The organism is Spirosoma oryzicola, assembly GCF_021233055.1.
In the GTDB taxonomy this organism is placed as follows: Bacteria; Bacteroidota; Bacteroidia; order Cytophagales; family Spirosomataceae; genus Spirosoma; species Spirosoma oryzicola.
Window position 1 is genome coordinate 716,676 of record NZ_CP089538.1, and the last position, 22,868, is coordinate 739,543.

The 22,868-nt window shown below is 49.7% G+C and carries 17 protein-coding genes; 9 read left to right on the top strand and 8 right to left on the bottom strand.

All coding sequences use genetic code 11. The annotated features are described in order from the left end of the window. The first annotated feature begins 37 nt into the window (after positions 1–37). On the top strand, positions 38–1,768 hold the full coding sequence (locus tag LQ777_RS03025) for a S41 family peptidase (protein ID WP_232561045.1): 1,731 nt from the start codon (positions 38–40) through the stop codon (positions 1,766–1,768). A gap of 65 nt (positions 1,769–1,833) precedes the next feature. On the opposite strand, the gene LQ777_RS03030 is transcribed toward LQ777_RS03025, so the two are convergent. Together LQ777_RS03030 and ffh are read right to left on the bottom strand one after the other, a co-directional pair. After that, positions 1,834–2,280 carry a hypothetical protein gene (locus LQ777_RS03030; RefSeq protein WP_232561046.1) on the bottom strand — a complete coding sequence of 149 codons (447 nt, stop codon included), beginning with the start codon at positions 2,278–2,280 and terminating at the stop codon, positions 1,834–1,836. 155 nt (positions 2,281–2,435) lie between these two features. After that, positions 2,436–3,755, bottom strand: coding sequence for a signal recognition particle protein (gene ffh / locus LQ777_RS03035; protein ID WP_232561047.1), 1,320 nt, complete (start codon positions 3,753–3,755; stop codon positions 2,436–2,438). A gap of 375 nt (positions 3,756–4,130) precedes the next feature. On the opposite strand from ffh, the gene LQ777_RS03040 reads away from it, so the two are divergent. The 4 genes from LQ777_RS03040 to LQ777_RS03055 all read left to right on the top strand — a co-directional run bounded on the left by LQ777_RS03040 (position 4,131) and on the right by LQ777_RS03055 (position 10,899). After that, on the top strand, positions 4,131–4,439 hold the full coding sequence (locus LQ777_RS03040; protein WP_232561048.1) for a hypothetical protein: 309 nt from the start codon (positions 4,131–4,133) through the stop codon (positions 4,437–4,439). 338 nt (positions 4,440–4,777) lie between these two features. Beyond that, positions 4,778–8,116 (top strand): SusC/RagA family TonB-linked outer membrane protein, encoded by a 3,339-nt coding sequence (locus tag LQ777_RS03045; protein ID WP_425276922.1) that lies wholly within the window; start codon positions 4,778–4,780, stop codon positions 8,114–8,116. Positions 8,117–8,173: 57 nt separating this feature from the next. Continuing rightward, positions 8,174–9,970 (top strand): RagB/SusD family nutrient uptake outer membrane protein, encoded by a 1,797-nt coding sequence (locus LQ777_RS03050; protein ID WP_232561050.1) that lies wholly within the window; start codon positions 8,174–8,176, stop codon positions 9,968–9,970. 86 nt (positions 9,971–10,056) lie between these two features. After that, the gene (locus tag LQ777_RS03055; protein WP_232561051.1) at positions 10,057–10,899 is read left to right on the top strand and encodes an endonuclease/exonuclease/phosphatase family protein; all 843 of its coding nucleotides are present in this window, start codon (positions 10,057–10,059) and stop codon (positions 10,897–10,899) included. Between the two features lie 228 nt (positions 10,900–11,127). On the opposite strand, the gene LQ777_RS03060 is transcribed toward LQ777_RS03055, so the two are convergent. Continuing rightward, positions 11,128–12,849: a peptidase dimerization domain-containing protein gene (locus LQ777_RS03060; RefSeq protein WP_232561052.1), complete on the bottom strand. Its 1,722-nt coding sequence runs from the start codon at positions 12,847–12,849 to the stop codon at positions 11,128–11,130. A gap of 189 nt (positions 12,850–13,038) precedes the next feature. On the opposite strand from LQ777_RS03060, the gene LQ777_RS03065 reads away from it, so the two are divergent. After that, entirely contained in the window at positions 13,039–14,259 is a 1,221-nt protein-coding gene (locus tag LQ777_RS03065) for an NADP-dependent isocitrate dehydrogenase (protein ID WP_232561053.1), read from the top strand. Positions 14,260–14,408: 149 nt separating this feature from the next. Next, positions 14,409–14,816 carry a Dabb family protein gene (locus LQ777_RS03070; RefSeq protein ID WP_232561054.1) on the top strand — a complete coding sequence of 136 codons (408 nt, stop codon included), beginning with the start codon at positions 14,409–14,411 and terminating at the stop codon, positions 14,814–14,816. A gap of 120 nt (positions 14,817–14,936) precedes the next feature. Here LQ777_RS03070 and LQ777_RS03075 read toward each other — a convergent pair whose 3' ends face one another. Further along, on the bottom strand, positions 14,937–15,521 hold the full coding sequence (locus tag LQ777_RS03075; RefSeq protein WP_232561055.1) for a YcxB family protein: 585 nt from the start codon (positions 15,519–15,521) through the stop codon (positions 14,937–14,939). Between the two features lie 130 nt (positions 15,522–15,651). Next, on the bottom strand, positions 15,652–16,056 hold the full coding sequence (locus LQ777_RS03080; protein ID WP_232561056.1) for a DUF4783 domain-containing protein: 405 nt from the start codon (positions 16,054–16,056) through the stop codon (positions 15,652–15,654). 155 nt (positions 16,057–16,211) lie between these two features. Between LQ777_RS03080 and LQ777_RS03085 the strand changes: the two genes are divergently transcribed. Continuing rightward, positions 16,212–16,724 carry a phosphoribosyltransferase family protein gene (locus LQ777_RS03085; protein ID WP_232561057.1) on the top strand — a complete coding sequence of 171 codons (513 nt, stop codon included), beginning with the start codon at positions 16,212–16,214 and terminating at the stop codon, positions 16,722–16,724. A gap of 58 nt (positions 16,725–16,782) precedes the next feature. On the opposite strand, the gene LQ777_RS03090 is transcribed toward LQ777_RS03085, so the two are convergent. The 3 genes from LQ777_RS03090 to LQ777_RS03100 form a co-directional block, all read right to left on the bottom strand. After that, the gene (locus LQ777_RS03090; RefSeq protein ID WP_232561058.1) at positions 16,783–16,959 is read right to left on the bottom strand and encodes a hypothetical protein; all 177 of its coding nucleotides are present in this window, start codon (positions 16,957–16,959) and stop codon (positions 16,783–16,785) included. A gap of 93 nt (positions 16,960–17,052) precedes the next feature. After that, entirely contained in the window at positions 17,053–20,025 is a 2,973-nt protein-coding gene (locus LQ777_RS03095; protein ID WP_232561059.1) for a DEAD/DEAH box helicase, read from the bottom strand. A gap of 487 nt (positions 20,026–20,512) precedes the next feature. Continuing rightward, on the bottom strand, positions 20,513–21,535 hold the full coding sequence (locus tag LQ777_RS03100) for a LacI family DNA-binding transcriptional regulator (RefSeq protein ID WP_232561060.1): 1,023 nt from the start codon (positions 21,533–21,535) through the stop codon (positions 20,513–20,515). Positions 21,536–21,907: 372 nt separating this feature from the next. Here LQ777_RS03100 and LQ777_RS03105 point away from each other — a divergent pair, with 372 nt between their 5' ends. Continuing rightward, the gene (locus tag LQ777_RS03105; protein ID WP_232561061.1) at positions 21,908–22,852 is read left to right on the top strand and encodes an RraA family protein; all 945 of its coding nucleotides are present in this window, start codon (positions 21,908–21,910) and stop codon (positions 22,850–22,852) included. The last annotated feature ends 16 nt before the right edge of the window (positions 22,853–22,868 follow it).

A 22,868-nucleotide genomic window follows, 5' to 3' on the forward strand; every position in this document is an offset into this window, starting at 1 on the left:
AGGGTATATACGAATGTGTTTAGGGAGGAACGAACGAATGGAGTCAGGAGAGCGCTTCAATAATGATCCGGCGGGCCAAAAAGGGGGCCGTCCAGTGATTCAAAACAGTAAGGCAACGGTTCGGCTACCTATGCTACTGGGTATTACCCTAGCCGGTGGAGTGCTTATCGGCGCAACGTTTTTTGGTGGTACCAAAAGCCTGAATACCATCGGTCGAGGGTACACCAAATACCGGGAGATTTTACAGCTCATCGAAAATAACTACGTCGATACGGTCAATACCGACGAACTGGTTGATTATTCGATCGAGAAGATGCTGCAAAAACTGGATCCGCACACCGCTTACATGAATCCCCAGGATGCTATTGCGGCCCGGTCGCAGCTGGAAGGGGGGTTCGATGGCATTGGCGTCGAGTTCAACATCTTCAAGGATACGGTTTATGTGGTCACGCCGTTAGCCGGTGGTCCGTCCGAAACGGCTGGTATCCAGAGTGGTGATAAGATCATTAAGGTGGATGATACGCCTTTGGCGGGTAAGAAGATCGAAAATAGCGCTGTATTCAAAGCGTTGCGTGGTAAACGGGGAACGGAAGTAAAACTGACGATTCTGCGGAAAGGAGAGAAGGAGCCTAAGGCATTTGCGATCACCCGCGACCGAATTCCGACATATTCAGTGGATGCCGCTTACATGATCGATAACAAGACCGGTTATCTTAAAGTCAATCGTTTTTCGGAAACTACGTACGACGAGTTTAAAACGGCCTTGACCGCACTGAAGGCGCAGGGAATGACGCAGTTGCTCATGGACTTGCGCAACAATCCGGGAGGCTACATGGATCGGGCTACGAGTATTGCCGATGAGTTTATTTCGGGCAACAAACTTCTTGTCTACACCGACGGCAAAGACAACCGGTATGACCGTCAGACATTTGCGCGTATTGCCGGACAGTTTGAAGAAGGTCCGCTGATCGTGCTGGTTGATGAGGGTAGTGCGTCGGCATCGGAGATTGTAGCCGGTGCGTTGCAGGATCACGACCGGGCTCTGATTGCTGGTCGCCGGTCGTTTGGAAAAGGACTGGTACAAATGCCGGTAACGCTTTCCGATGGTTCAGAACTACGCTTGACCATCTCGCGCTACTATACCCCAAGCGGTCGTAGCATTCAAAAACCGTACGTGCCGGGCCAGGAAGGCGACTACGAAAAGGACCTTGAACTACGCTCGAAGCGGGGTGAATATTACATCGCCGATTCGATTAAAAATGACCCGAAGCTAAAGTTTAAAACCGACGGTGGACGCGTCGTATACGGTGGTGGTGGTATCACACCCGATTACTTTATCCCGCGCGATTCGAGCTGGCAGACGAGCTACCTGGTGCAGTTGTACAGCAAGAACATCATTCGTGAGTTCGCGATGGAGTACACCAACGACAACCGGAAGAAACTGGAAAAGCTGCCATTCGCTGAGTTCGACCGGGCCGTTACAATCAACGACGAAGAACTGGGCAAATTGACAAAACAAGCAACGGCTGAGGGCGTAAAATTCAACGAGAAAGAATACAATCGCTCGAAAAATTACATCCGTACGCAGGTGAAGGCGCTGGTTGCCCGGAGCATTTACCAGAAAAATAACAAAGGCGGACAGAACAACGAATTCTTCCGGGTTATCAGCGAATCGGACGATACGTACCAGAAAGCCCTGCGGCTTTTCGACCGGGCGGGCAAACTGGAGCACGGCATGTTTACATACAACGCGCCGGATAAAAAGTAAGCGTAGATAAAAATGGATCGGGGTCCAATGAGCAACACAAATCGCTCGTTGGGCCCCGATCCGTTTTATGACTTTGGTTTTTTGCTAAACTGGTAAGCTAACCCGAGGTAGGTTTGCATGATACCGTACTTAAAATCTTTGCGGGAGTAGGGCGACAGTTCGAAAGCAGCCCGTAAGTTTGGAATAAAAGGCACTTTCGCCCGAACGCCAAAATGAAGCGAATAACCTTCCAGCACATCGCGGTTGTCAATACCGTTCAGGAAGTTGGCCCGAATACCGAGACCTGCGTAATAGTTTACCTGCTCGCGCCGAACAATGTTGACCATGGGGCAAAGTGTCGTACTCAACGATTCGAACGCGGTATTGGTCTGAAAACGAGCGTCTAGCCAAATGGCGCGGTCGGCATTGCTGCTCACTGTCACAACGGAGTTAAACGGGTAGTAGGCCACGGAAGCCTGACCAAAGGCAGTAGCGGCAAGGCTCAGTAAGAGGGCGGTTAATGCATGTTTCATGGCCGCAAAACAACAACTTTCCGGCCACAAACAAAGTCAACGGTCGGTAAAACGACTCATTGGCATTGTTGGCAGTAATTGAGAGGGGGTCTGATTTGTGGTATGCCGTATCCTGGAGATACGGCATACCACAAATCAGACCCCCTCTCAGTCGGTTACTTCATCATTTTATTCAGCTTGCCCGATGCCTGCATGGTATTCATTTTCTTCATCATCTTCCGCATCTCGTCAAATTGCTTCAACAGATTGTTTACCTGCGTGATGTTGGTACCGCTACCGGCAGCGATGCGTTTTTTGCGGCTTCCGTCGATAATGTCGGGACGTTGCCGTTCTTTAGGCGTCATCGAGCTGATGATTGCTTCAATAGGCTTGAAAGAATCGTTGTCGATATCCAGGTCTTTGATCATCTTGCCCATTCCCGGAATCATACCCAGCAGATCCTTGACGTTACCCATCTTCTTGATCTGCTGTAGCTGCGAGAGGAAGTCGTCAAAGTCGAACTGGTTTTTGCGCATCTTGGCGTTGATGCGTTTCGCTTCTTCTTCGTCAAACGCTTGTTGCGCCCGCTCTACTAGCGAAATGACGTCGCCCATCCCCAGAATCCGGCTAGCCATCCGGTCGGGATAGAACACGTCAAGGGCTTCCATTTTTTCGCCCGTGCTGATGAACTTGATAGGCTTATTGACAACCGTCTTGATCGAAAGAGCCGCACCACCGCGTGCATCACCGTCGAGCTTGGTTAGTACAACACCGTCGAAGTCAAGGCGCTCGTTAAAGGTTTTCGCCGTGTTGACCGCATCCTGACCCGTCATGGAGTCAACGACGAACAACGTTTCGGTCGGGCTGATCGCTCGCTTAACGGCTTCGATCTCCTGCATCATCGCTTCATCGACCGCCAAACGGCCGGCTGTATCGACGATCACAATCTTCTTGCCCGTTTTACGAGCTTGAGAAATCGCGTTCTGCGCGATCTGAACGGCATTTTTGTTTTCTGGTTCCGAGTAGACCTCTACGCCAACCTGCTCGCCAAGTACTTTCAACTGGTCGATAGCCGCCGGGCGGTAAATGTCAGCCGCTACCAGCAGTACATTGCGACCCTGCCGTTTCAGGTGCGATGCCAGCTTACCGGAGAACGTGGTTTTACCCGATCCTTGCAAACCGGCGATCAGAACAACGGCAGGATCACCTTTGACGTTGATGCCCTGCGCTTCGCCCCCCATCAGTTCGGTCAACTCTTCCTGCACGATCTTAACGAACAACTGGCCGGGTTCTACCGAGATAAGCACTTTCCGGTCGAGGGCTTTGTCACGAATCCGGTCTGTAATGTCTTTGGCAACCTTATAGTTTACGTCGGCATCCGTTAATGCTCTACGTACTTCTTTAATGGTGGCCGCAACGTTGATTTCGGTGATGCGACCTTGCCCTTTTAGGGTCTTGATCGCCTTATTGAGTTTATCCTGAAGGTTCTCGAACATAGTTTATTACAAACGATAGCACAAAGATAACAGTTTCCGTCGGGCATCAATTGTTACATCGTATTCTGCCTTATTTTATGAAATGCCTTCCGATAAACTAAGTATACAATAGGCGTAGCTGCTATATACATAGATAATAGACGAAATACACACGTATGTAGCTCACCATAAAAATATGTTCTTTTTATGATTGTCAGAACAATATAATATTTGGCATTATAGTTGATAGTGTGAAACTGTTTCCAGTTGCTTAGTTTGAAAATAAATACAATTATATGGCTTAATTGTACTAATCTTGTGGTTATATTTGTAGCTGTGCTTCATACGTACATAGATTACTGATACTACCCTAGAGTAACTTTACTAAACTACCTCATGAGAACTAACTTAACTAGGAAAGTAACGAACTGCGTAGCTATTCTATCATTGGTAGCCTGCCCGTTTGTACCATCAGTTGTCAAGGCAATGCCAGCGCAGGGTGGTCTCCGAACCGTGACTGAAACGGAGAAGCTTGCTAAAACGCCCGTCTTAGCGCGCAACACAACCGCAAAAACGGAAACTACGCCGGCTACAACAACATCGAAAGAGCCACAACACGACAAGAAAACAATCAGCCGCTGTTGGAAGCGACTGATGAACATGGTTCGCGAGGTAAATCAGGCTCATAAAAACACGGATAAATAACCTATCTTATTTCTTATAGATAAGGCTCCGCTCACGCAATCAGGTGGGTGGAGCTTTTTTTGTCCTTTCGCAGGACTTTTTAGCACGCGTCGGGTGAAAAATAATAGTATATTAAGTTAAAATTGTCTGTAAATAAGTGCATATAAAAAGAATTTCGCATAAGTAGAATAAGCCGATCTTACTATTACGTAAGTACATTTAACGCTCTGGTAATATAGACCAATCTAATTTTGCAGCATTATCAGCGATGGTAATGGGTGTCTTTTTATAAGTCTGCATCGTATTCCAATTCGTTAGGACACGTAATTCTTCCTCAATTTTTTCTAAATTTTAAAGCTATGAATAGAAATGTACCGCTAAGGCAGGTTGTTTTTCATTCTTGCAGAACAACGCGTGTGAAGTTAGCTGCCTCGCTGCTCATTGGAGGCTTATCAGTCGGCAGTGTGTTTGCTGGAGAGGCCGTTCGGCACACCAAGCCTCTCGTTCATGCGGCTCATTCGGTCGTTGATCAGGTGGTGACGGGGACGGTATCCGACGAAAAAGGCGATCCCTTGCCGGGCGTAAGCATTGTGGTCAAAGGGCAGCAGCGTGGCACAAACACGGATGTGAAAGGACAATACCGCATCTCGGTGCCGAACGGATCAGCAACGCTGGTCTTTTCCTTTGTCGGGTATCTCCCGCAGGAAATCGTAGTTGGCAATCAAACGGCGCTGAGTGTTACGCTTAAGACTGACACTAAATCGCTGGAAGAGGTTGTCGTCGTTGGGTATGGTACGCAAAAGAAAATCAACCTGACGGGCGCGGTCGATCAGGTGACGAGTGAAGTGCTTGAAAACCGCTCGTTGCCTAACCTGACACAGGGCTTGCAGGGTACGATTCCGAACCTGAACCTGACGATGGGTGATGGTAAACCAACTCAGTCGCCTGTTTATAACATTAGAGGAACTACATCGATCGGTCAGGGTGGTAATGCACTGGTGCTGATTGATGGGGTGGAAGGTGACCCCAGCCGACTTAATCCCAACGACGTAGCGACCGTTTCTGTGCTGAAAGACGCGGCATCGGCGGCTATCTACGGAGCGAGGGGTGCGTTTGGCGTGGTATTGATCACAACGAAAAATCCGACCAAGGATCGGACCAGTTTCACGTATTCGATCAATCACTCGATCAAAAGCCCGACGACCGTTCCGAAGTTTGTAACGAATGGATATCAGTTTGCCAAGCTATTCAACGAAGGCTGGACGGCCTGGAACGATTACTCGCAGACGCCCCAGAACATTAACAAAACGGTGCGTTTTTCGCCTGCCTATCTTGCGGAACTTGAGCGTCGGAACAATGATCCGAGTTTGCCCAAAACGGTTGTCGATCCAACATCGGGGGAGTATGTGTATTACGAAAACACGGATTGGTACGGTGAACTCTACAAAAAGAGTACCAGTGCTACCGAGCACAACCTGTCGTTTTCGGGCAGCAGCGGTAAGGCCGACTTCTACGTGACGGGTCGCTACTACGGGCAGGATGGTCTTTTCCGGTATAATTCCGACGATTACAAAATCCTGAGCTTGCGGGCTAAAGGGTCTATCCAGTTGTACCCCTGGCTGAAAGTGTCGAACAATGCCGACTTCTCGTCCATGAAATACCATAACCCGCTGAACGTCGGTGAGGGCGGTGGTATCTGGCGCAATATTGCCGACGAGGGCCACACGGTTGCTCCCATGTTTAACCCGGATGGTACGCTAACTTACTCGGCGGCTTATACGGTTGGCGATTTCTGGTACGGCAAAAACGGCATCGACATGGACCGTCGGGTGTTTCGAAACACGGCAGACTTCGCTACCCAGTTTTTCGATGACCGCTTCCGGGTAAAAGGAAATTTTACGTTCCAGACAACGGACAATAACGAATACCGCACCCGCGTACCAATTCCGTACAGCCGCAAACCGGGCGTTATCGAATACGTCGGAACGAACACGAACGACCTGCAAAATATTTATCGCGAAACGCTTTATACGGCGACCAACCTGTACGCTGAATACGAACCTCGGTTCAGCCAAAATCACTACGTAAAAGCGCTGGCTGGTTATAACTACGAGAACTCGAATTATCGGCGGCTCGAAGTGCTTCGCAATGGGCTTATCTACGAAGATGCGCAGGATATTAACCTGGCCTTGGGCCAAGCCATTACAACGGGCGGTGGTATGGAAAAATGGGCGATTCTGGGCGGATTCTATCGGCTGAACTACGGCTTTAAAGACCGCTATCTGCTCGAACTGAACGGGCGCTACGACGGCTCATCGAAGTTTCCGTCCAGTGAACGGTACGCGTTTTTCCCATCGGTGTCGGCGGGCTGGCGCGTCTCGAACGAATCCTTCTGGAAAGTATCGCCCAAGCTGTTTACTGATTTGAAAATCAGAGCGTCGTACGGATCGTTGGGGAACGGTAGCATTGCGTCTTACGCTTTCCAGGAGCAATTCGCGATTTCGCAGGCCAACGTTATTCTGAACGGAGTAAAGCCGCAGTACACCCGTCAGCCGAGCGTAATTCCAAACGGTCTGACGTGGGAAACGTCCACAACGGCTGACTTGGGTATCGATCTGGGAATGCTGAACAATCGACTGACCTTTACGGGCGATGCCTATGTTCGGAAGACGACCGGAATGTTTACCGTTGGGATGACACTCCCCGCCGTTTTCGGAACCGATGTGCCGAAGGGTAACTACGCTGACCTAACCACCAAAGGGTGGGAAGCGGTGCTGACCTGGCGCGATAAGTTTGCCGTTGCCAGCAAGCCGTTGAACTACGAAGTTCGCTTTACCATGTCTGATTATCAGGCTACCATCGACAAATTTAACAACCCAAACAAGCGGCTGACGGACTATTACGATGGGCAGAAAGTAGGCGAGATCTGGGGTTATGAAACGGCTGGCTTTTTCACATCCGAAGAAGATATAAAAAACTCGCCGAAGCAGACGCTGTTCAAAGCGTCCAACACGGGACAGTGGCTACCGGGCGACATTAAGTTCCGGGACCTGAACGGCGACGGCGTTATCAATAACGGCGACAATACCGTGGGGAATCCCGGCGACCGGCGCATTATTGGTAACTCGACGCCCCGCTATACCTATGGCGTTATGCTCGGAGCCGACTGGAACAACTTTTTCATCTCCGCTTTCTTCCAGGGCGTCGGTAAGCAGGACTGGTGGCCCGGTTCGGAAGCAGGTAGTTTCTGGGGGCAATACAACCGGCCTTACAACAAACTACCCGAATGGCAATTGGGTAACATCTGGTCGGCAGACAATCCGAATGCGTACCTGCCACGCTACCGGGGGTATGTATCGCAGAACAGCGCCGGAGAATTGTACCAGACTCAGACTCGGTACCTTCAGAACGCGGCTTACCTACGGATGAAGAATGTTCAGGTCGGTTATAATCTGCCGCGTTTGTTTATCAAAAAAGTGGGTATGAACAGTGCGCGCGTGTTTGTGTCGGGCGAAAACCTGCTAACCTGGTCGCCACTTTACAAGATCACGAAGGATATCGACATCGAGAACATTGGCCGGTCGGACGCGGTGCTGAACCCACCATCCAGCAGCGATCCGAACAGCAACAACAGCGGTAACGGAAACAACTACCCAATTCTGAAAAGCTTCACGTTCGGGCTGTCGGCTACATTTTAATAGCTACGGCAAAAACGAACGGTGCTTTCAATAGACAAATCATTGACATCATCAATCATGAAATCATACTATAGCTTGCTTGTCGGGGTTGGGCTTTTCCTGACCGGATGCAGCGATCTGGAGCAGATCCCAGAATCGACGGCTTCGAAGACAGCGGTATTTTCGAGTGAAAAAGGGCTTGAACTGTACGCCAACTCTTTTTATACCCCGCTGACGGGCCCCGACTTTAGTATTCTGCCAACGGCCAACAGTATTATCCGGGCCGATGAAATGGCCGATTATTCGGCTCGTACGCAGGTACCTGATTTTCTACGTGATGGCGCGTATGGACCTCGGCAGAGTTCGGGCTGGGATTGGCGCGCTTTGCGGAACATCAATTACTTTATTGCCAACGTACCTAATCCGGCCATTGCACCGGACGTTCAACGTCACTACATCGGATTGGCCCGGTTTTTCAGAGCCTTATTTTACTTCGATAAAGTGAAGCGGTTTGGCGATGTACCCTGGATTAATAAACCCCAGGATATTACCGATCAAACCTTGTACAACGGTCGCGATTCGCGGGCAATGGTCATGGACTCCGTGCTGGCCGATCTTGACTACGCTACGCAGAACATCCGAACCACGAGTGACAATTCGCGTAGCTTGATCACCAAGTCGGTCGCGTACGGCTTCAAATCGCGGGTGTGTCTGTTCGAAGGAACTTTCCGAAAATACCGCACCAGCTATAACCTGGGTAGCACGGCCAGCAAATGGCTGACCGAAGCGGTCAACGCGGCTGATAAAGTGATGAAAGAAGGCGGGTTTAGTCTGAACGAAGCGGGCGGAACCGACAAGTCGTACCGGCAACTATTTATCAACAAAACCCCGGTGACCAATGAGATTATGCTGTCGGCGGTGGTTGACCCAACGTTAAGCGTGTATAATGACGCCAACTGGTGGTGGACAAGCGCTACCTACGGTTCGCGGGTAAGCCTGATCCGAACGTTTGTCAATACGTACCTGAACAGCGACGGAACACCGTTCACGAGCAAAGCCGGTTACGAAACGTTGCCGTTCACCGAAGAAGTAAAGAATCGCGATAAGCGGTTGCAACAAACCATTCGTATGGGTAACTACACCCGCGTAAACGGCGGTGCGGTTGAAGCTGCTCCACCTATTTTCTCCTACACCTACACAGGTTACATGCCTATTAAGTGGTCGCTGGACGATACGTATTACGATGGCGGCACGCGCAATGACAACTCGATCTCGATTATGCGCTACGCCGAAATCCTGCTGAACTACGCTGAAGCTAAGACCGAACTCGGCACACTAACCGATGACGACTGGGCGAAAACGGTGGGTGCACTTCGGAAACGAGCCGGAATTACGAGTGGCTTAACCACCAAACCGGCGGTGGCTGATCCATACTTGAAAGCCAACTACTTCCCGGATATTGCCGACCCTGTCCTGTTGGAAGTGCGTCGGGAGCGGGGTATCGAGCTGGCGTTGGAAGGATTTCGTTTTTACGACATCATCCGCTGGAACCGTGGACAATTGATGGAGCAGACCTGGAACGGTTTTTACGTACCCGCCCTCGATAAACCGCTCGACCTGAACGAAGACGGTAAAAACGATGTCGTTTTCTACAAAACCAAGCCCGCTACGCAGCTACCGGGCGTTACGTACGTCAATGTAGCCGAGACGGTCAACGGCGTTGCGAATCCACAACGTTTGAAAAACGATACCTACGGCGAATTAACCTGGCTGGCTAACATTCCGCGAAAATGGGATGCGAAATATTACCTCTACCCAATCCCGGAAAATGATCGGCTACTGAATCCCAAGCTCGGCCAAAATCCCGGCTGGTAAACAAACTGGTCTTATTTCGCGCCTTTATGGGGAGAAATAAGACCGGTTGCCCTTCCTTTGACAAGCGTTTCTAAAACAAACATAAAATGCGCGTACTCTTTTTTCTTTTAGTAAGCAGTGTTTTGATGGCACAAGCTAGCATGGCTCAACCGGTCAATTCGTTCAATGTTGCCTCCTACAACCTTCGCTACAACAACAAAGGCGACGGGATAAATGCCTGGCCGAACCGCAAGGAAAACGTAAAAGCGCTAATCCAATTCCACGAGTTCGACATTTTTGGAACACAGGAAGCACTGCGCGATCAGTTGAATGATGTTGCTGAATTGAAAGACTTTGCGTTTTTCGGAGCCGGTCGCGATGATGGTAAAGAAGCGGGTGAGCACTCCGCTATTTTTTACCGCAAAGACCGGTTCAAGATGCTACAGTCGGGTAATTTCTGGCTGAGCGAAACGCCCGACAAACCCGGTAAAGGCTGGGACGCGACCTGCTGCAACCGCATCTGTTCGTGGGCTAAATTCTCGGATTTAAAAACAAAAAAAGAGTTTTACTTTTTCAGCGTTCACTTCGACCACCAGGGCGTTGAAGCGCGTCGGCAGTCGGGTAAGCTGATGGTGGAGAAAATTAAAGAGATCGCGAAAAATACACCGGTTATTCTGGTTGGCGATTTAAACTCGACTCCTGATACCGAGCAGGTCAAAACAATTGAAACCCTGCTGAGCGATTCGCGGTCCGTTTCGGCGCTACCTCCATACGGTCCGGAAGGTACGTTCAACGCCTTCAAATTTGACGCGCCGATGAATCAGCGGATCGACTACATCTTTGTCAGCAAGCAGTTCAACGTGCTGAAATACGGTGTACTGACGGACGCCAAAGAACAGCGTTATCCATCTGACCACCAACCCGTAGTGGCGAAAGTGGTCTTGAAATAAGCAGCCTTACAGGCCAATGTCCGCCGGTAATCAGTTATCGGCGGACATTGGCTTTTTATCCGCGTACATCGGCGAGAAATAACGTTGATTAAAACAAAAAAGCGGTGATTGATAGCCATCACCGCTTTTCGCTAGCCTAGACAAAGATCCCGAACGTTTTCATCAGAACGTAAGTGTTGCCGCATTCGGGAAGATTAGACCGCTCCGTTGTTTAAACGAACAGTATGCCTACCGAGACGACGAAGAAGATACTTTTGCCGCTGTCGATTTTTCTTTTTCTACCTGCTTCTTAACCGCTGTCCGTTGATCGTCGCGCACGGTTGGGTACTTGATTCCTAGTTGTTCGAGGTACGTTTTATACTTGCTCGGATCGTAGTAAAACTTCTCCAGCTTCGGCTTAAATTCCGCCATGATCTTCTTGTTCAGATAAATAGCTGGCTGCTCTTTGGGCGAAATGAGCGGTTCGTATTTGATATCTTTAGTTTGCTCATCTTTGTAATACGCCCAGGCATCTTTGATGATTTCGGGTTTCAGCAGCAGATCAAGCAAGGTCATAGCCTCCGCTTTGGCACCGTAGACGACACCTTTGTGCGCAATGGGCGTAGCCATCGAAATCGCATTGGCCCAGTGGTGACCCGGCAAGCCCGGAATGTTGCTCGGATAGCGCAAAACAATTGTTGGCAAGGACCATGAAATGTCGGCAATATCGTCGGAGCCACCGCCCATTGGCGTCATAGCCTGACCACCCATCATCACGACCGGAGCCGACGAGGTCGGCATGCCCATTGAATCCAGTTTTACGGCCAGCCCCTCGGCTTTGGGTGCCTGTAACTCAATCTGCGAAGCCCGCGCTAGTAACTGGTCTTCTTCCGACCAGGTTGGCAAACCTACTTTCTTGATGTTGTCGTACGCTGCGGCTGCGATCACGCGGTTGGTATGTACTGGCCAGGCTGAACCCAGAATTTCGTACGTAAACTTCGTGTCCGTCATCATCGCGGCCCCTTCTGCGATTTTTACGCCGGTTTCGAACAGCTTCTTGATCTTGGGGTACGTCCGTTCGCGGAAATAATACCAGACGGCGGCTTTTGATGGTACAACGTTGGGTTGGTCGCCCCCGTCCGAAATAACGTAGTGGGAGCGTTGGGTCAGTTCGAGGTGTTCGCGCCGGTAGTTCCAGCCGATGTTCATCAACTCTACCGCGTCCAATGCGCTACGTCCGCGCCAGGGTGCACCCGCTGCGTGAGCCGCCTGTCCTTCAAAATTGAATTTTACCGAAACCAGACCGTTGTTGCCATTATCGCCCCAGGAAACAGCCAGGTTGTTGCCAACGTGGGTGAAAATACAAGCGTCTACATCTTTGAAGTAACCGTCTCGCACGTAGAACGCTTTGGTGCCAACAAGCTCCTCGGCAACGCCCGGCCAAAGCATGAGCGTACCCGGAATTTTTTCCCGTTCCATCAGCTTTTTCACCGCCAGTACCGCAACGATGTTCAGCGCCTGACCCGAGTTATGCCCTTCGCCGTGGCCGGGAGCGCCTTCCACAATGGGGTCTTTATAAGCTACACCCGGCTTCTGACTGGCTTTTGGAATACAGTCGATATCGGAGCCGACGGCGATCAGTGGCTTCCCTGATCCCCAGGTAGCAATCCAGGCGGTGGGAATACCCGATATGCCTTTCTTGACCGTAAAGCCTTCTTTTTCAAGCAGGTTAGTTAGGTATTTAAACGACTCTTCTTCCTGAAAACCGAGCTCCGAGAAGCTGAACAGCATGTCATTGATCTGCTGAGCCATAACCGTATTGGCTTCAACGGCAGCCACGGCTTCCTGCTTCAGTTTTTCGATACGGCCAGACGGTTGGCGGTCACCTGACTTCGCCGTTTTTTTCGACTGACCGAACAGTAGCGCGGGCAGTAAAAATAAGGCTACTAATAGATTCGTACAGTTTTTCATTGATAATGCCAAATTATATGAGGTATGATTGGGTAGAACTTCATAAAAATACGGAAAATACGTTGTTTGTGCGAATGATCGGATTCTGATTTTCGATTTCACCCGTTGCCCCTAATTCACTACTTTTGCGCCGGACCGCCGGGCGGCCAAGTAGTGTATCGTTTCAATCGTTTTATATACCCAAGTCCAATGGAAAAAATTAAGGTGGCAAATCCGGTTGTCGAACTGGATGGCGACGAAATGACCCGTATCATCTGGAAATTCATCAAAGACAAGCTGATTTTGCCGTATGTCGATGTTGATATTAAGTACTATGACCTCGGTATTGAGTACCGCGATGAAACCAACGATCAGGTAACGATTGACGCGGCTAACGCGATCAAAGAATACGGCGTGGGTATCAAATGCGCGACCATTACGCCCGACGAGGACCGCGTTAAAGAGTTCAATCTGAAGCAGATGTGGAAATCGCCAAACGGTACAATCCGTAACATCCTGGATGGTACGGTGTTCCGCGAGCCGATTGTGATGAGTAATGTGCCACGTCTGGTTACCAACTGGACCGCTCCGATCATCATCGGTCGTCACGCGTTCGGTGATCAGTACCGCGCTACGGATTTCGTTGTTCCCGGTCCCGGTAAGTTGACGATGAAGTTCGAAGGTGAAGACGGCTCGGTACAGGAGTTCGATGTATACCAGTTCAAGGCGGGTGGCGTAGCAATGGGTATGTACAACGTTGATGAGTCGATTCGTGGCTTTGCCCGGGCTTGTTTCAACGTCGCGCTGGACAAAGGCTGGCCGCTGTACCTGTCGACCAAAAATACCATCCTGAAAAAATACGACGGTCGTTTCAAAGATATCTTCCAGGAAATCTACGACGCCGAGTACGCGGGTAAAGTACATTACGAACACCGCCTGATCGATGACATGGTCGCTTCGGCCCTGAAGTGGGAAGGTAATTTTGTATGGGCCTGCAAAAACTACGATGGCGACGTTCAGTCGGATACCGTAGCCCAAGGGTTTGGTTCACTGGGTCTGATGACGTCGGTATTGGTTACGCCAGATGGCAAAACGCAGGAAGCTGAAGCGGCTCACGGTACCGTGACACGTCACTACCGCGAGTACCAGAAAGGTAACAAAACGTCGACCAACCCGATTGCATCGATCTACGCCTGGACCCGTGGTCTGGCTTTCCGGGGTAAACTCGATGGCAACCAGCCGCTGATCGACTTCGCTAACGCGCTTGAAGCCGTTTGCGTGGAAACCGTAGAAAGCGGTAAAATGACGAAAGACCTGGCGCTGTCGGCTTTCCCTGCTGGTACGAAACTAGTTGCTGGTGAGCACTACCTGTACACCGAAGAGTTCCTGGAAGCGCTGGACGAAAACCTACAAGCGAAACTGGCGAAGTAATCGCTCAGGATTTGACCGATTTCCAATGCTTTATCAGAGCAAAAAACCGGGTTGATCAATTAAATCAAAAAAATCCTGGTTCAGACGAATGCCGCTCTATAGTAGGGCGGCATTTTTATTTTCTTTGCTAGCCAAACGCTTATTGTCTTATGAAACATATCTTCGCCGTCGTAGTCTTGGCACTGCTATCTGTCACAACCTACGCTCACACGCCGAAAGGCGAACCACCCGTCAAAAAAATGAAATCAAATTCTGTCCAGCACATTGTGCTGTTTAAGTTCAAACCCGAAACGACACCCGAGAAGCTGAAGGAAATTCTGGCGGCTTTTGAAGCGCTTCCGTCGAAGATCAAAGAAATCAAAGGGTTTCAGTGGGGAACCAACAATAGTCCCGAGGGGCACGCGCATGGCCTGACGCACGCTTTTATTCTGACGTTCGACTCGGAAAAAGATCGCGATGCATACCTACCGCATCCGGCTCACAAAGAATTCGGCTCCATCGTGGGACCCTGGATTGCCGACCTGACCGTCGTTGATTTTACCAACCAGGCAAAATAAAATCGTCCTTACTCGTGGTGTCAGGTTTGAGAACCGCACGGGCGGCCCTGCTGACACCACGAGTAAGGACGATTCCTAAACAAGACAGTCGCACCCCGGCGGCTGATTGAGTTAAGGAAATTACTTAACCGGTTCCGCTACCGCATTCTCGGGTAAGAAGCCTTTCCGGCGCAGAATAGCATCCGTAAATTTCAGGTCGTGATCGCTGTTGAAAATCGAATAAGGCAGGTAAATAAACTGCGCTTTCGCTAGTCCCTTCGTCACGGTGCGGGCAATCCAGTTGGCTTTTACATTTTTCAGCGCTTCCGCGTTATTGAGGTAAAGAATGTAAGCCTCTTTGTCTTTCTCGACACCGCTGATCTGATCCCATTTCAGAATACCACCTTCTTTAACATTGATACGCATCAGAATCTGACGGCTATCAATTTCGTAGATGTATTTCTGAAACAAAGCTTTGCTCTGCTCCATCTGCGCTATTCCCGTAATCTGAACGGCCCAGAACAATACATACAAGATCGTAAGCAGTACGATAACAATATAAATCCAGTAGTTGGGATAAACCCCCGTCAAACTCAGAACGACATTCAACAGGATAAGCCCCAATGGTACGAATCCCCACTTCCAATTATCTCTTACCCACTGCCGTAACGCGAGGTTGATGTACGTTTTCTGGTCTAATGCGTATTTTTTTGTTTTAACAATCATAGTACTGGCAACGGCCAAACGTCAAAATGAAACACAAAGATACGGCGATTTAGCATGTATGCTTTCGTGTAGTTCATGAATTATGAGTTGACGAATGGACCAGCCACCAATTATTTACTCCGGAAGATCTTTATTCTTTTCGAAAGTGAAGTGCGTTGATAACGTATTGGCGGTTAGCGTTCTGACGCATGAGCACGTAAACCGAGAAAGCATTTCCTTCGGTGGCGTAGGTACCGGTACTGTACCGTAGTCGGTTGGACGATCCCCGGTACACGAATTCAAAGCCGTGGGGTGGGTATCTGCGGAAGAACGTACGAAGAATCAGTTCAGCGTGCGTAGCATCCACCGACGAAAAATCGACTTTCTCGGTGTCGATCACCAATTCAATGGTTTTGTCGAACTGAGTGGCTAGCTGGCCCGCGTTGCCTTTCCGTAACGAAGTCTGTACAGTCTGGCTTACCTCCGCATCGGATGCAGTTTCGGGGAAAAAGCAAGTCAACGTAAAGCCCAAAAAGATGGTTAGTAGGAAGTTCATAACTCGTTAAGACCAGCAGATCATGTTTACGAGTTGCGAAAATTATGCCAGAAATTGAGGGTGGATAACAATATATTTAGGCTACCCGCAAACTTGCTTCGTTGTCTTGCGTCTATTTTCCCATCTTTGCGCCGTCAATTGAATTTGCCGTCTCTATGAAAACCGCTGAACCGACGCTTATTCTGAATGCAGAGCAGATCCGCCAGAAAATTCGACGGATTGCCTTTCAGATTTACGAAACGAATTTTGAAGAAACGGCCTTGCTGCTGGCCGGTGTTGCCGGTGAAGGCTATGTGCTGGCGAAGGCGTTGGCACGCGAACTAGAGATGATTACGCCGTTTACAATCGAATTGATTCAGGTTAATCTGGATAAGTCGCAGTCTCTGCAACCCGCTGTCGATCTCGATCCCGCTGCCAGCGATTATACCGACAAGGTAGTCGTGGTTGTGGATGACGTTTTATACACAGGACGTACGTTGACATTTAGTCTGCAACCGTTCTTGCGCGTGCCGGTGCGCAAGTTGCAGGTAGCCGTCCTCGTTGACCGTAACTTCCCGAACTACCCCGTGGCGGCTGATTATAAAGGGTACGAACTCAGCACAACGCTGACCGACCACGTAGAGGTGGTCCTTGGCGACGAAGACCGAATGGGCGTTTACTTGCGCTAATAAAAAGGGAGTAGGTGATTGAGCCGAATCGGCGCATAGTCACCTACTCCCTTTTTAGCTAGGCCCTGGTGCCGCGAATTAAACTGACGCCGGTAAAGAAAAAGATACCGCCCAGAATCAGGTACACAAACGATGCCTGTGCCACACCGCCTTTGGTAAAGTCGATACCCCCGTACACCAAGCCGATCAGGCCGACCAGAGTCAGGATAATGCCGAAGATGCTTTTAACGTTCATATGTTGAGCTTATTGAGGTGAATGATATGTACTGGGCTAATAACTAATTTCAGTCGATTTCTTCCCTGAAACTCATTAATCTCGTTTTAAAACTTATTCGAGCAGTACCATAATATCTTCCTTGGTCAGCGATTTCATGAAGTTTTCCTCCGTGGCAATCAGACTTCCGGCCAGTTGCTGCTTGGCGCGTTGCAAGGACAGAATCTTCTCTTCGACCGTGTTTTTGGCAATGAACTTATACGTGAAAACGGTTTTCTGCTGACCAATGCGATGGGCGCGGTCAACGGCCTGCGCTTCAATGGCTGGGTTCCACCAAGGGTCCAGAATGAAAACGTAATCGGCTGCGGTGAGGTTGTGACCCAATCCACCCGCTTTCAGTGAAATCAAAAACAGCTTTACCGAATCGTCGGTCTGGAACAGTTGAACCTGGCTTTGACGATCCTGCGTAGAGCCATCCAAGTACGCATACTTGATGTTTTTTTCTTTTAGATACTGCCGAACCACGTTCAGGTGTTTGATGAATTGGCTGAATACCAGAACTTTGTGATGCTCAATCATGGCGCTTTCCAGGCGAATGAGTACGTCGGAGAGTTTGCCTGAATCACCTTCGTATTCGTCGTCAACCATGCGCGGGTGGTTGGCAATCTGGCGTAGCTTCGTCAGACCCTGCAAGACAATCATCTGCGATTTAGCCATGCCGTCTTCCTCAATGCGTTCGAGAATGAGATTTCGGTAGAAGGATTTCGCTTCTTCGTACTGCTTCTCCTGATCGGGCGTCATTTCCGAAAAAAGAACACTTTCTACTTTTTCCGGCAGATCAGTGGCGACCTGCGCTTTGTTGCGCCGAAGCATAAACGGCTTGATGAGGCTATACAGTCGTGCGGTTTTAACGTCGTCGTGGCGCTTTTCAATCGGTATCTGAAACTCATTCCGGAAAAACGACTGACTACCCAGCAAACCGGGGTTGATAAACGACATCTGCGTCCAGATATCCATCGTGCTGTTTTCGAGCGGGGTACCCGTCAGGATAAGCCGGTTTGCCGTGTTCAGTTGCATCACCGCTTTGGTAATGTGCGACGAAGGGTTTTTGATGGCCTGCGATTCGTCCAGAATGACGTAGTTGAAGCGGTAATCGCTCAGAATATCGATGTCGATGCGGACAATGCCGTAAGAGGTCAGGATAAGGTCGTAGCCGTCAAACTGAGCCGTGTTTTTCTCCCGATACGTACCTGTATACACCATCACGCGCAGGTTAGGCGTAAACTTTCGGGCTTCCAGTTCCCAGTTGTACAGCAGCGACGTAGGCATGACCAGCAGGGAAGGTTCGAGCGCTCCCGCTTCCTTTTGTCCCTGAAGCATAGCCAGCGTCATTACCGTTTTACCCAGACCCATGTCATCGGCCAGGCAACCACCAAAGCGATACTGCCGCAGAAAATTCATCCAGTCGTAACCAGCCCGCTGATAAGGGCGGAGGGTTCCGTTAAAACCTTGGGGCACAGCAAACGATTCAATTTCTTCAAAATCGCGCAGGCGTTCGAGCTTGCGGCTCATAATCGTCGTCGCGAGATTGTCGCGCTCCAGTTCCTGAACCAGCGCCAAGTGATGTTTTTGCAGGACTAGTCGGTCGGCATCGCGCGGATCAACACTGTCGGGTTGCTCCATGAAGCCGAATAATTCCGAGTACTTGGTGAACCACACCTCCGGAATAACGGCAATCTCACCATTGGGAAGCGTGAACTCATGCTTCTTGTTGAGAATAAGGGTCCTGAGTTTCAGAAACGGAATTTCAAACTCACCGAAGCGGACATTGGCGTAAATATCAAACCAGTCGCGGCCCTCTTCGATGGAAACATCAATGCTCGAATACCCCAGAAAATACCGCTTGGTGTCCTCGGCGTTCTGCCGAAGCGTGAAACCTGCTTCGTTGATTGCCAGGTTGTTGGCTGACAACCAGGCAAAAGCTTCTGACTTTGGAATAGCCAGACGGCCATGACGCAAGTCCAGACCCGTTTCGCGCAGGAACGCCAGCTTTTGCTTTTCCAGACGCAGGTCACGCCGGATTTTGTGGAAAATGTAATCTTCTCCCTTTTTTTCCAGGCTAACATTGGCCGATGGGCCGAAACTATCGAACCGAAACGTAAAATCGCCGTATTGAAACGACAGGTCAAACGCAATGCGCTGGCTGGCTTCATCATCGGCGTCCGGTCCGTCGTTGGCGGCTCCAACAGCTACCGCCCGGCTTGACGTTACCATTTCCGAAACGGTCAAAACAGGAACGGGCTCAATGATTTCAGCCCGTATTTCGAACCCTTTGGCATATACGTCATAGGATGCTATGAGCTGCGTTACAAAGCGTTCGTAGTACTGCTGCTCAATATTTTTCGGGATAATAATGTGGTTCTTCGTAAAGAACGGCCTGAGCTTTTTACCGTCGACGTGCTTGCTGAAATGATAGACCCGGTTATTGACCATCAGGTAAGCCGGTTCGTCACAGATCATCAGCGCACCTTTGAATTGAAACTCCACGCGTTCGGTTTCGCCATTTTCGCCAATCGGGTAACGAATGATCGGGAAGTAGTTGGTCGAATCGGCGTTACGGACAAAATGGAAATGCACTCTGGCGGGCTGCGGCATCCACTCGATGGGTGCCCAAACAGGGTTACCGTCGCTGCCCATTACGTAAAACGTTTTGCCGGGAAGAAGCGCCAGAATTTTTGCCTTGATCGTTTCCAGATAACTGCAAATAGCTTCCTGAATGAGTTTGTCGCCTTTGTGGGGGTCGTATATCTTCAGGAAGAAATCGATAGCGGGCAGTTTGCGCGTGTTGAACTTCTTGACAATGGTATCCTGCTGGATGCTTTCGATCAGGCGGACCAGTTCAAAATCACGTTCGTCAAGCTCCTGAGAAAACTCGCTCACGTTTTGTGTGGAAAGCGTCTGGTTCAGTAAGGTCAATTCGCCCCGCCCATTCAATTGCACGACAAATGCTTCAATAAGATAGCCCAGAAATTCATGCTCCAACAGCGAGTAAACAATCTGGAAGGGTTCGGAAGGCGAAACTTTCATGATACAGCAACGACAATAATCTACAGCTTACAGATAAGCAGCCTCAGAAAGGCGCGTCAACGGTCGAAAAAGATGGCGGTGGGCGACCTTAAAAGAGTTACTGAAAGCGAGCAAGTTAGGCTCGTTTCGGTATAGCTACTGGTCTCAAATATACGAACAGAAATAAGAAACCCAACTGTAGATTTACCCGCCGGGAAAAACTTCAAAAGTGAGCTACAGGGCCGTATTTCATCTATTGACCCGGTCGTTGTCTCTGCGGGAGCAGCACTCGACAACGGTGGAAACAAGGACACAGCGTCTGCACCCGATTGAGGAGAAAGCCATTGACCGTCAATAAACTAGATGCTCTGCCGCTGCTGAATTTTTATGCCTTGCTTTGTTCGTACTGATAGCGTCGCTGGAAGCCAATTTGAGAAATCGGCTGAAATAGAGCGAAGCGTCTCAAAAAGTGAGGACAAAAACAATTGTGTAAAACCAGCCAATGGGACTACACGGCTTTTTTCGATGAGTCGCGTACGATCAGTTCCGAGTGTAAAATAATTGTGTTCGTGGTTTGAATGTCCATCGCTCCGTTCAGATGATTGATCAGGCTCTGGGCTGCGACTTCGCCCATCTTTTCACCCGGATAATGAACGGTCGTCAGGGTAGGCTCAACAACGGATGAGACCGGGTCGTCGTTAAACCCCACAACGGCAATGTCTGCTGGTATGGACAAGCCCGCTTTTTTTAGCGCACTCATGCAACTGACGGCACAAAAGTCATTGGTAACGAACAGACCATCGGGGGGATTGTTCATCGTCTGTATATGGCTAGCTGCTTTCAGACCCGCTTCGTGACTCAAATCGGTTACCATAACCAGCTCGTCTTCGTAGGCCAACCCAAAGTCAAGCAGGGCCAGCTTGTAGCCTTTCAACCGGTCGGCATAGACGTTTCGTTTTAGGTTACCCGTTACGTGCATTACCCGACGACAACCTTGCTGAATCAGATGGGCCGTCGCTTCATAACCCGCTTTTGCGTTGTCGATAACAATGCAGGTGCTTCGTTTATGGGCAAGGACGCGATCAAAAAACAGCAACGGAATGCCTTTATCGACAAAGGCGTCGAAATGTTCCGACATCTCGGTATCATAGGCAACTGAAACAAGCAGCCCGTCCACGCGGCTGTTAAACATTGTTTTTGCGTTGGCTATTTCTTTCCTGACAGACTCTAGCGATTGGCTGATAATCAGATTGTAAGAAGCTGCATTGGCTACTTTTTCCATGCCTGCCAGGACGGTTGACATAAAATGACTGTCCAATCGGGGAACAATAACGCCGATGGTATTGGTACGCTGACGGCGCAAATTGCTGGCGAAAGTATTGGACCGATAGCCCATTTCCTTTGCCGTAGCAGCAATCGTGCTTTTGGTGTTACTGTTGATAGCCGGGTGATCATTCAGCGCTCTACTAACCGTTGCGGGCGAGAGCTTTAGCCGTCGCGCAATGTCGTATATAGTAGTTTCTTTTTCCATGAGAGCCCAAAAGCGGTGTGCAAACTAATTAAGATACAGGACGATTGAGTAAAAAATTAATGCAATCGGTTGCAATTATAAAAATTAATAGGATATTTATATCTCAAATTTTATTCTTGGGCAAATTGTGCAGCGGAATATACTACCAAAGTCCCCGTTTCGTCAGGTACGCTATCGGTAATTAACGCTTTTTCTGTTCATCATAGGTAAACAGGACTCCCTTCTGCCAGTTGGCGGGAGGGATGTTTAATAAGAATAAGCCTCCAGGCTTACCCTGTGGTCAGAAATTCAATCGGTTGCAGAGGGTAGAATTGGGGGTGAGTGAACCTTATTCCATACGAATGCTAAACCCTTAAATTCTGTATCATTTGTATGAAATTGGTGATTGGTATCCTGGCCACGCTATGTCTGGCCGGAACGATAACAAAATCGTCAGGTCAGCAGATTTCCCGCGACGAGCTGATCTTTTTAACCCCTGACTGGAAAGGTGAACGCTTTCCCGATGGTCGCCCCAAAGTATCCGATGCGCTTCTGCAACGGATGAAACGAGTAACGCAGGAGGAAGCTTGGTCTGTGCTGAAAGGCGAAAACTACAAGTACCAGTTTGCGGGCGACTGGCAGACTATCAACCCCGACAGTGTGCTGGTCGGGCGTGCTTTAACCGCGACGTTCATGCCCGGTCGGCCCGACGTGCATCGGGTGACGGACGAGAAAGGACATACCAAAGACAAGCGGGTAAAATCGCAGAATGCTTGGCCGATTGATATGCTGACCAAAGGCGATGTGTACGTTGTCGATCAGTTTGGGATGCACGAAGACGGGCCAACGATCGGCGACAATCTCGGTAACTCCATCTTCGCCAAGACTGGCAACGGCATTGTGTACGAAGGCGCTATACGCGACTTGGCTGGCCTGAAAGAAATTGGCGGGTTCACCTCATACTATCGGAGCTACCACCCGTCTCACCACAATCCCGAAGGCAATCTGAATACAACGCTGGTGGGTATCAACCGCCCGACGCGGATTGGTAAAGTCATGGTCATGCCGGGCGATATCGTACTGGGCCGCGATGGGGGCGTTTGTTTTATCCCGCCACACCTGGTCGAAAAGGTGGTCAAAACGTCGGAAATCATCCGATTGCGGGATATGTTCGGTCACCAGCGCTTACGGGAGCAGAAATACACGCCCGGTCAGATCGATACACGCTGGTCGGATGAGATTGAGAAGGACTTTTCGCAGTGGCTCAACGCCCACATTAGCGAACTGCCCGTTCCGAAAGAGCAGATTCAGGATTATCTCAAAACCCGCACCTGGTAAACCGAACACCTAAACC

Excerpts from the sequence above, each read along its gene's own strand:
- LQ777_RS03025 (WP_232561045.1), top strand. The coding sequence starts at position 38 with ATGGAGTCAGGAGAGCGCTTCAATAATGATCCGGCGGGCCAAAAAGGG.
- LQ777_RS03030 (WP_232561046.1), bottom strand. The coding sequence starts at position 2,280 with ATGAAACATGCATTAACCGCCCTCTTACTGAGCCTTGCCGCTACTGCC.
- ffh (WP_232561047.1), bottom strand. The coding sequence starts at position 3,755 with ATGTTCGAGAACCTTCAGGATAAACTCAATAAGGCGATCAAGACCCTA.
- LQ777_RS03040 (WP_232561048.1), top strand. The coding sequence starts at position 4,131 with ATGAGAACTAACTTAACTAGGAAAGTAACGAACTGCGTAGCTATTCTA.
- LQ777_RS03045 (WP_425276922.1), top strand. The coding sequence starts at position 4,778 with ATGAATAGAAATGTACCGCTAAGGCAGGTTGTTTTTCATTCTTGCAGA.
- LQ777_RS03050 (WP_232561050.1), top strand. The coding sequence starts at position 8,174 with ATGAAATCATACTATAGCTTGCTTGTCGGGGTTGGGCTTTTCCTGACC.
- LQ777_RS03055 (WP_232561051.1), top strand. The coding sequence starts at position 10,057 with ATGCGCGTACTCTTTTTTCTTTTAGTAAGCAGTGTTTTGATGGCACAA.
- LQ777_RS03060 (WP_232561052.1), bottom strand. The coding sequence starts at position 12,849 with ATGAAAAACTGTACGAATCTATTAGTAGCCTTATTTTTACTGCCCGCG.
- LQ777_RS03065 (WP_232561053.1), top strand. The coding sequence starts at position 13,039 with ATGGAAAAAATTAAGGTGGCAAATCCGGTTGTCGAACTGGATGGCGAC.
- LQ777_RS03070 (WP_232561054.1), top strand. The coding sequence starts at position 14,409 with ATGAAACATATCTTCGCCGTCGTAGTCTTGGCACTGCTATCTGTCACA.
- LQ777_RS03075 (WP_232561055.1), bottom strand. The coding sequence starts at position 15,521 with ATGATTGTTAAAACAAAAAAATACGCATTAGACCAGAAAACGTACATC.
- LQ777_RS03080 (WP_232561056.1), bottom strand. The coding sequence starts at position 16,056 with ATGAACTTCCTACTAACCATCTTTTTGGGCTTTACGTTGACTTGCTTT.
- LQ777_RS03085 (WP_232561057.1), top strand. The coding sequence starts at position 16,212 with ATGAAAACCGCTGAACCGACGCTTATTCTGAATGCAGAGCAGATCCGC.
- LQ777_RS03090 (WP_232561058.1), bottom strand. The coding sequence starts at position 16,959 with ATGAACGTTAAAAGCATCTTCGGCATTATCCTGACTCTGGTCGGCCTG.
- LQ777_RS03095 (WP_232561059.1), bottom strand. The coding sequence starts at position 20,025 with ATGAAAGTTTCGCCTTCCGAACCCTTCCAGATTGTTTACTCGCTGTTG.
- LQ777_RS03100 (WP_232561060.1), bottom strand. The coding sequence starts at position 21,535 with ATGGAAAAAGAAACTACTATATACGACATTGCGCGACGGCTAAAGCTC.
- LQ777_RS03105 (WP_232561061.1), top strand. The coding sequence starts at position 21,908 with ATGAAATTGGTGATTGGTATCCTGGCCACGCTATGTCTGGCCGGAACG.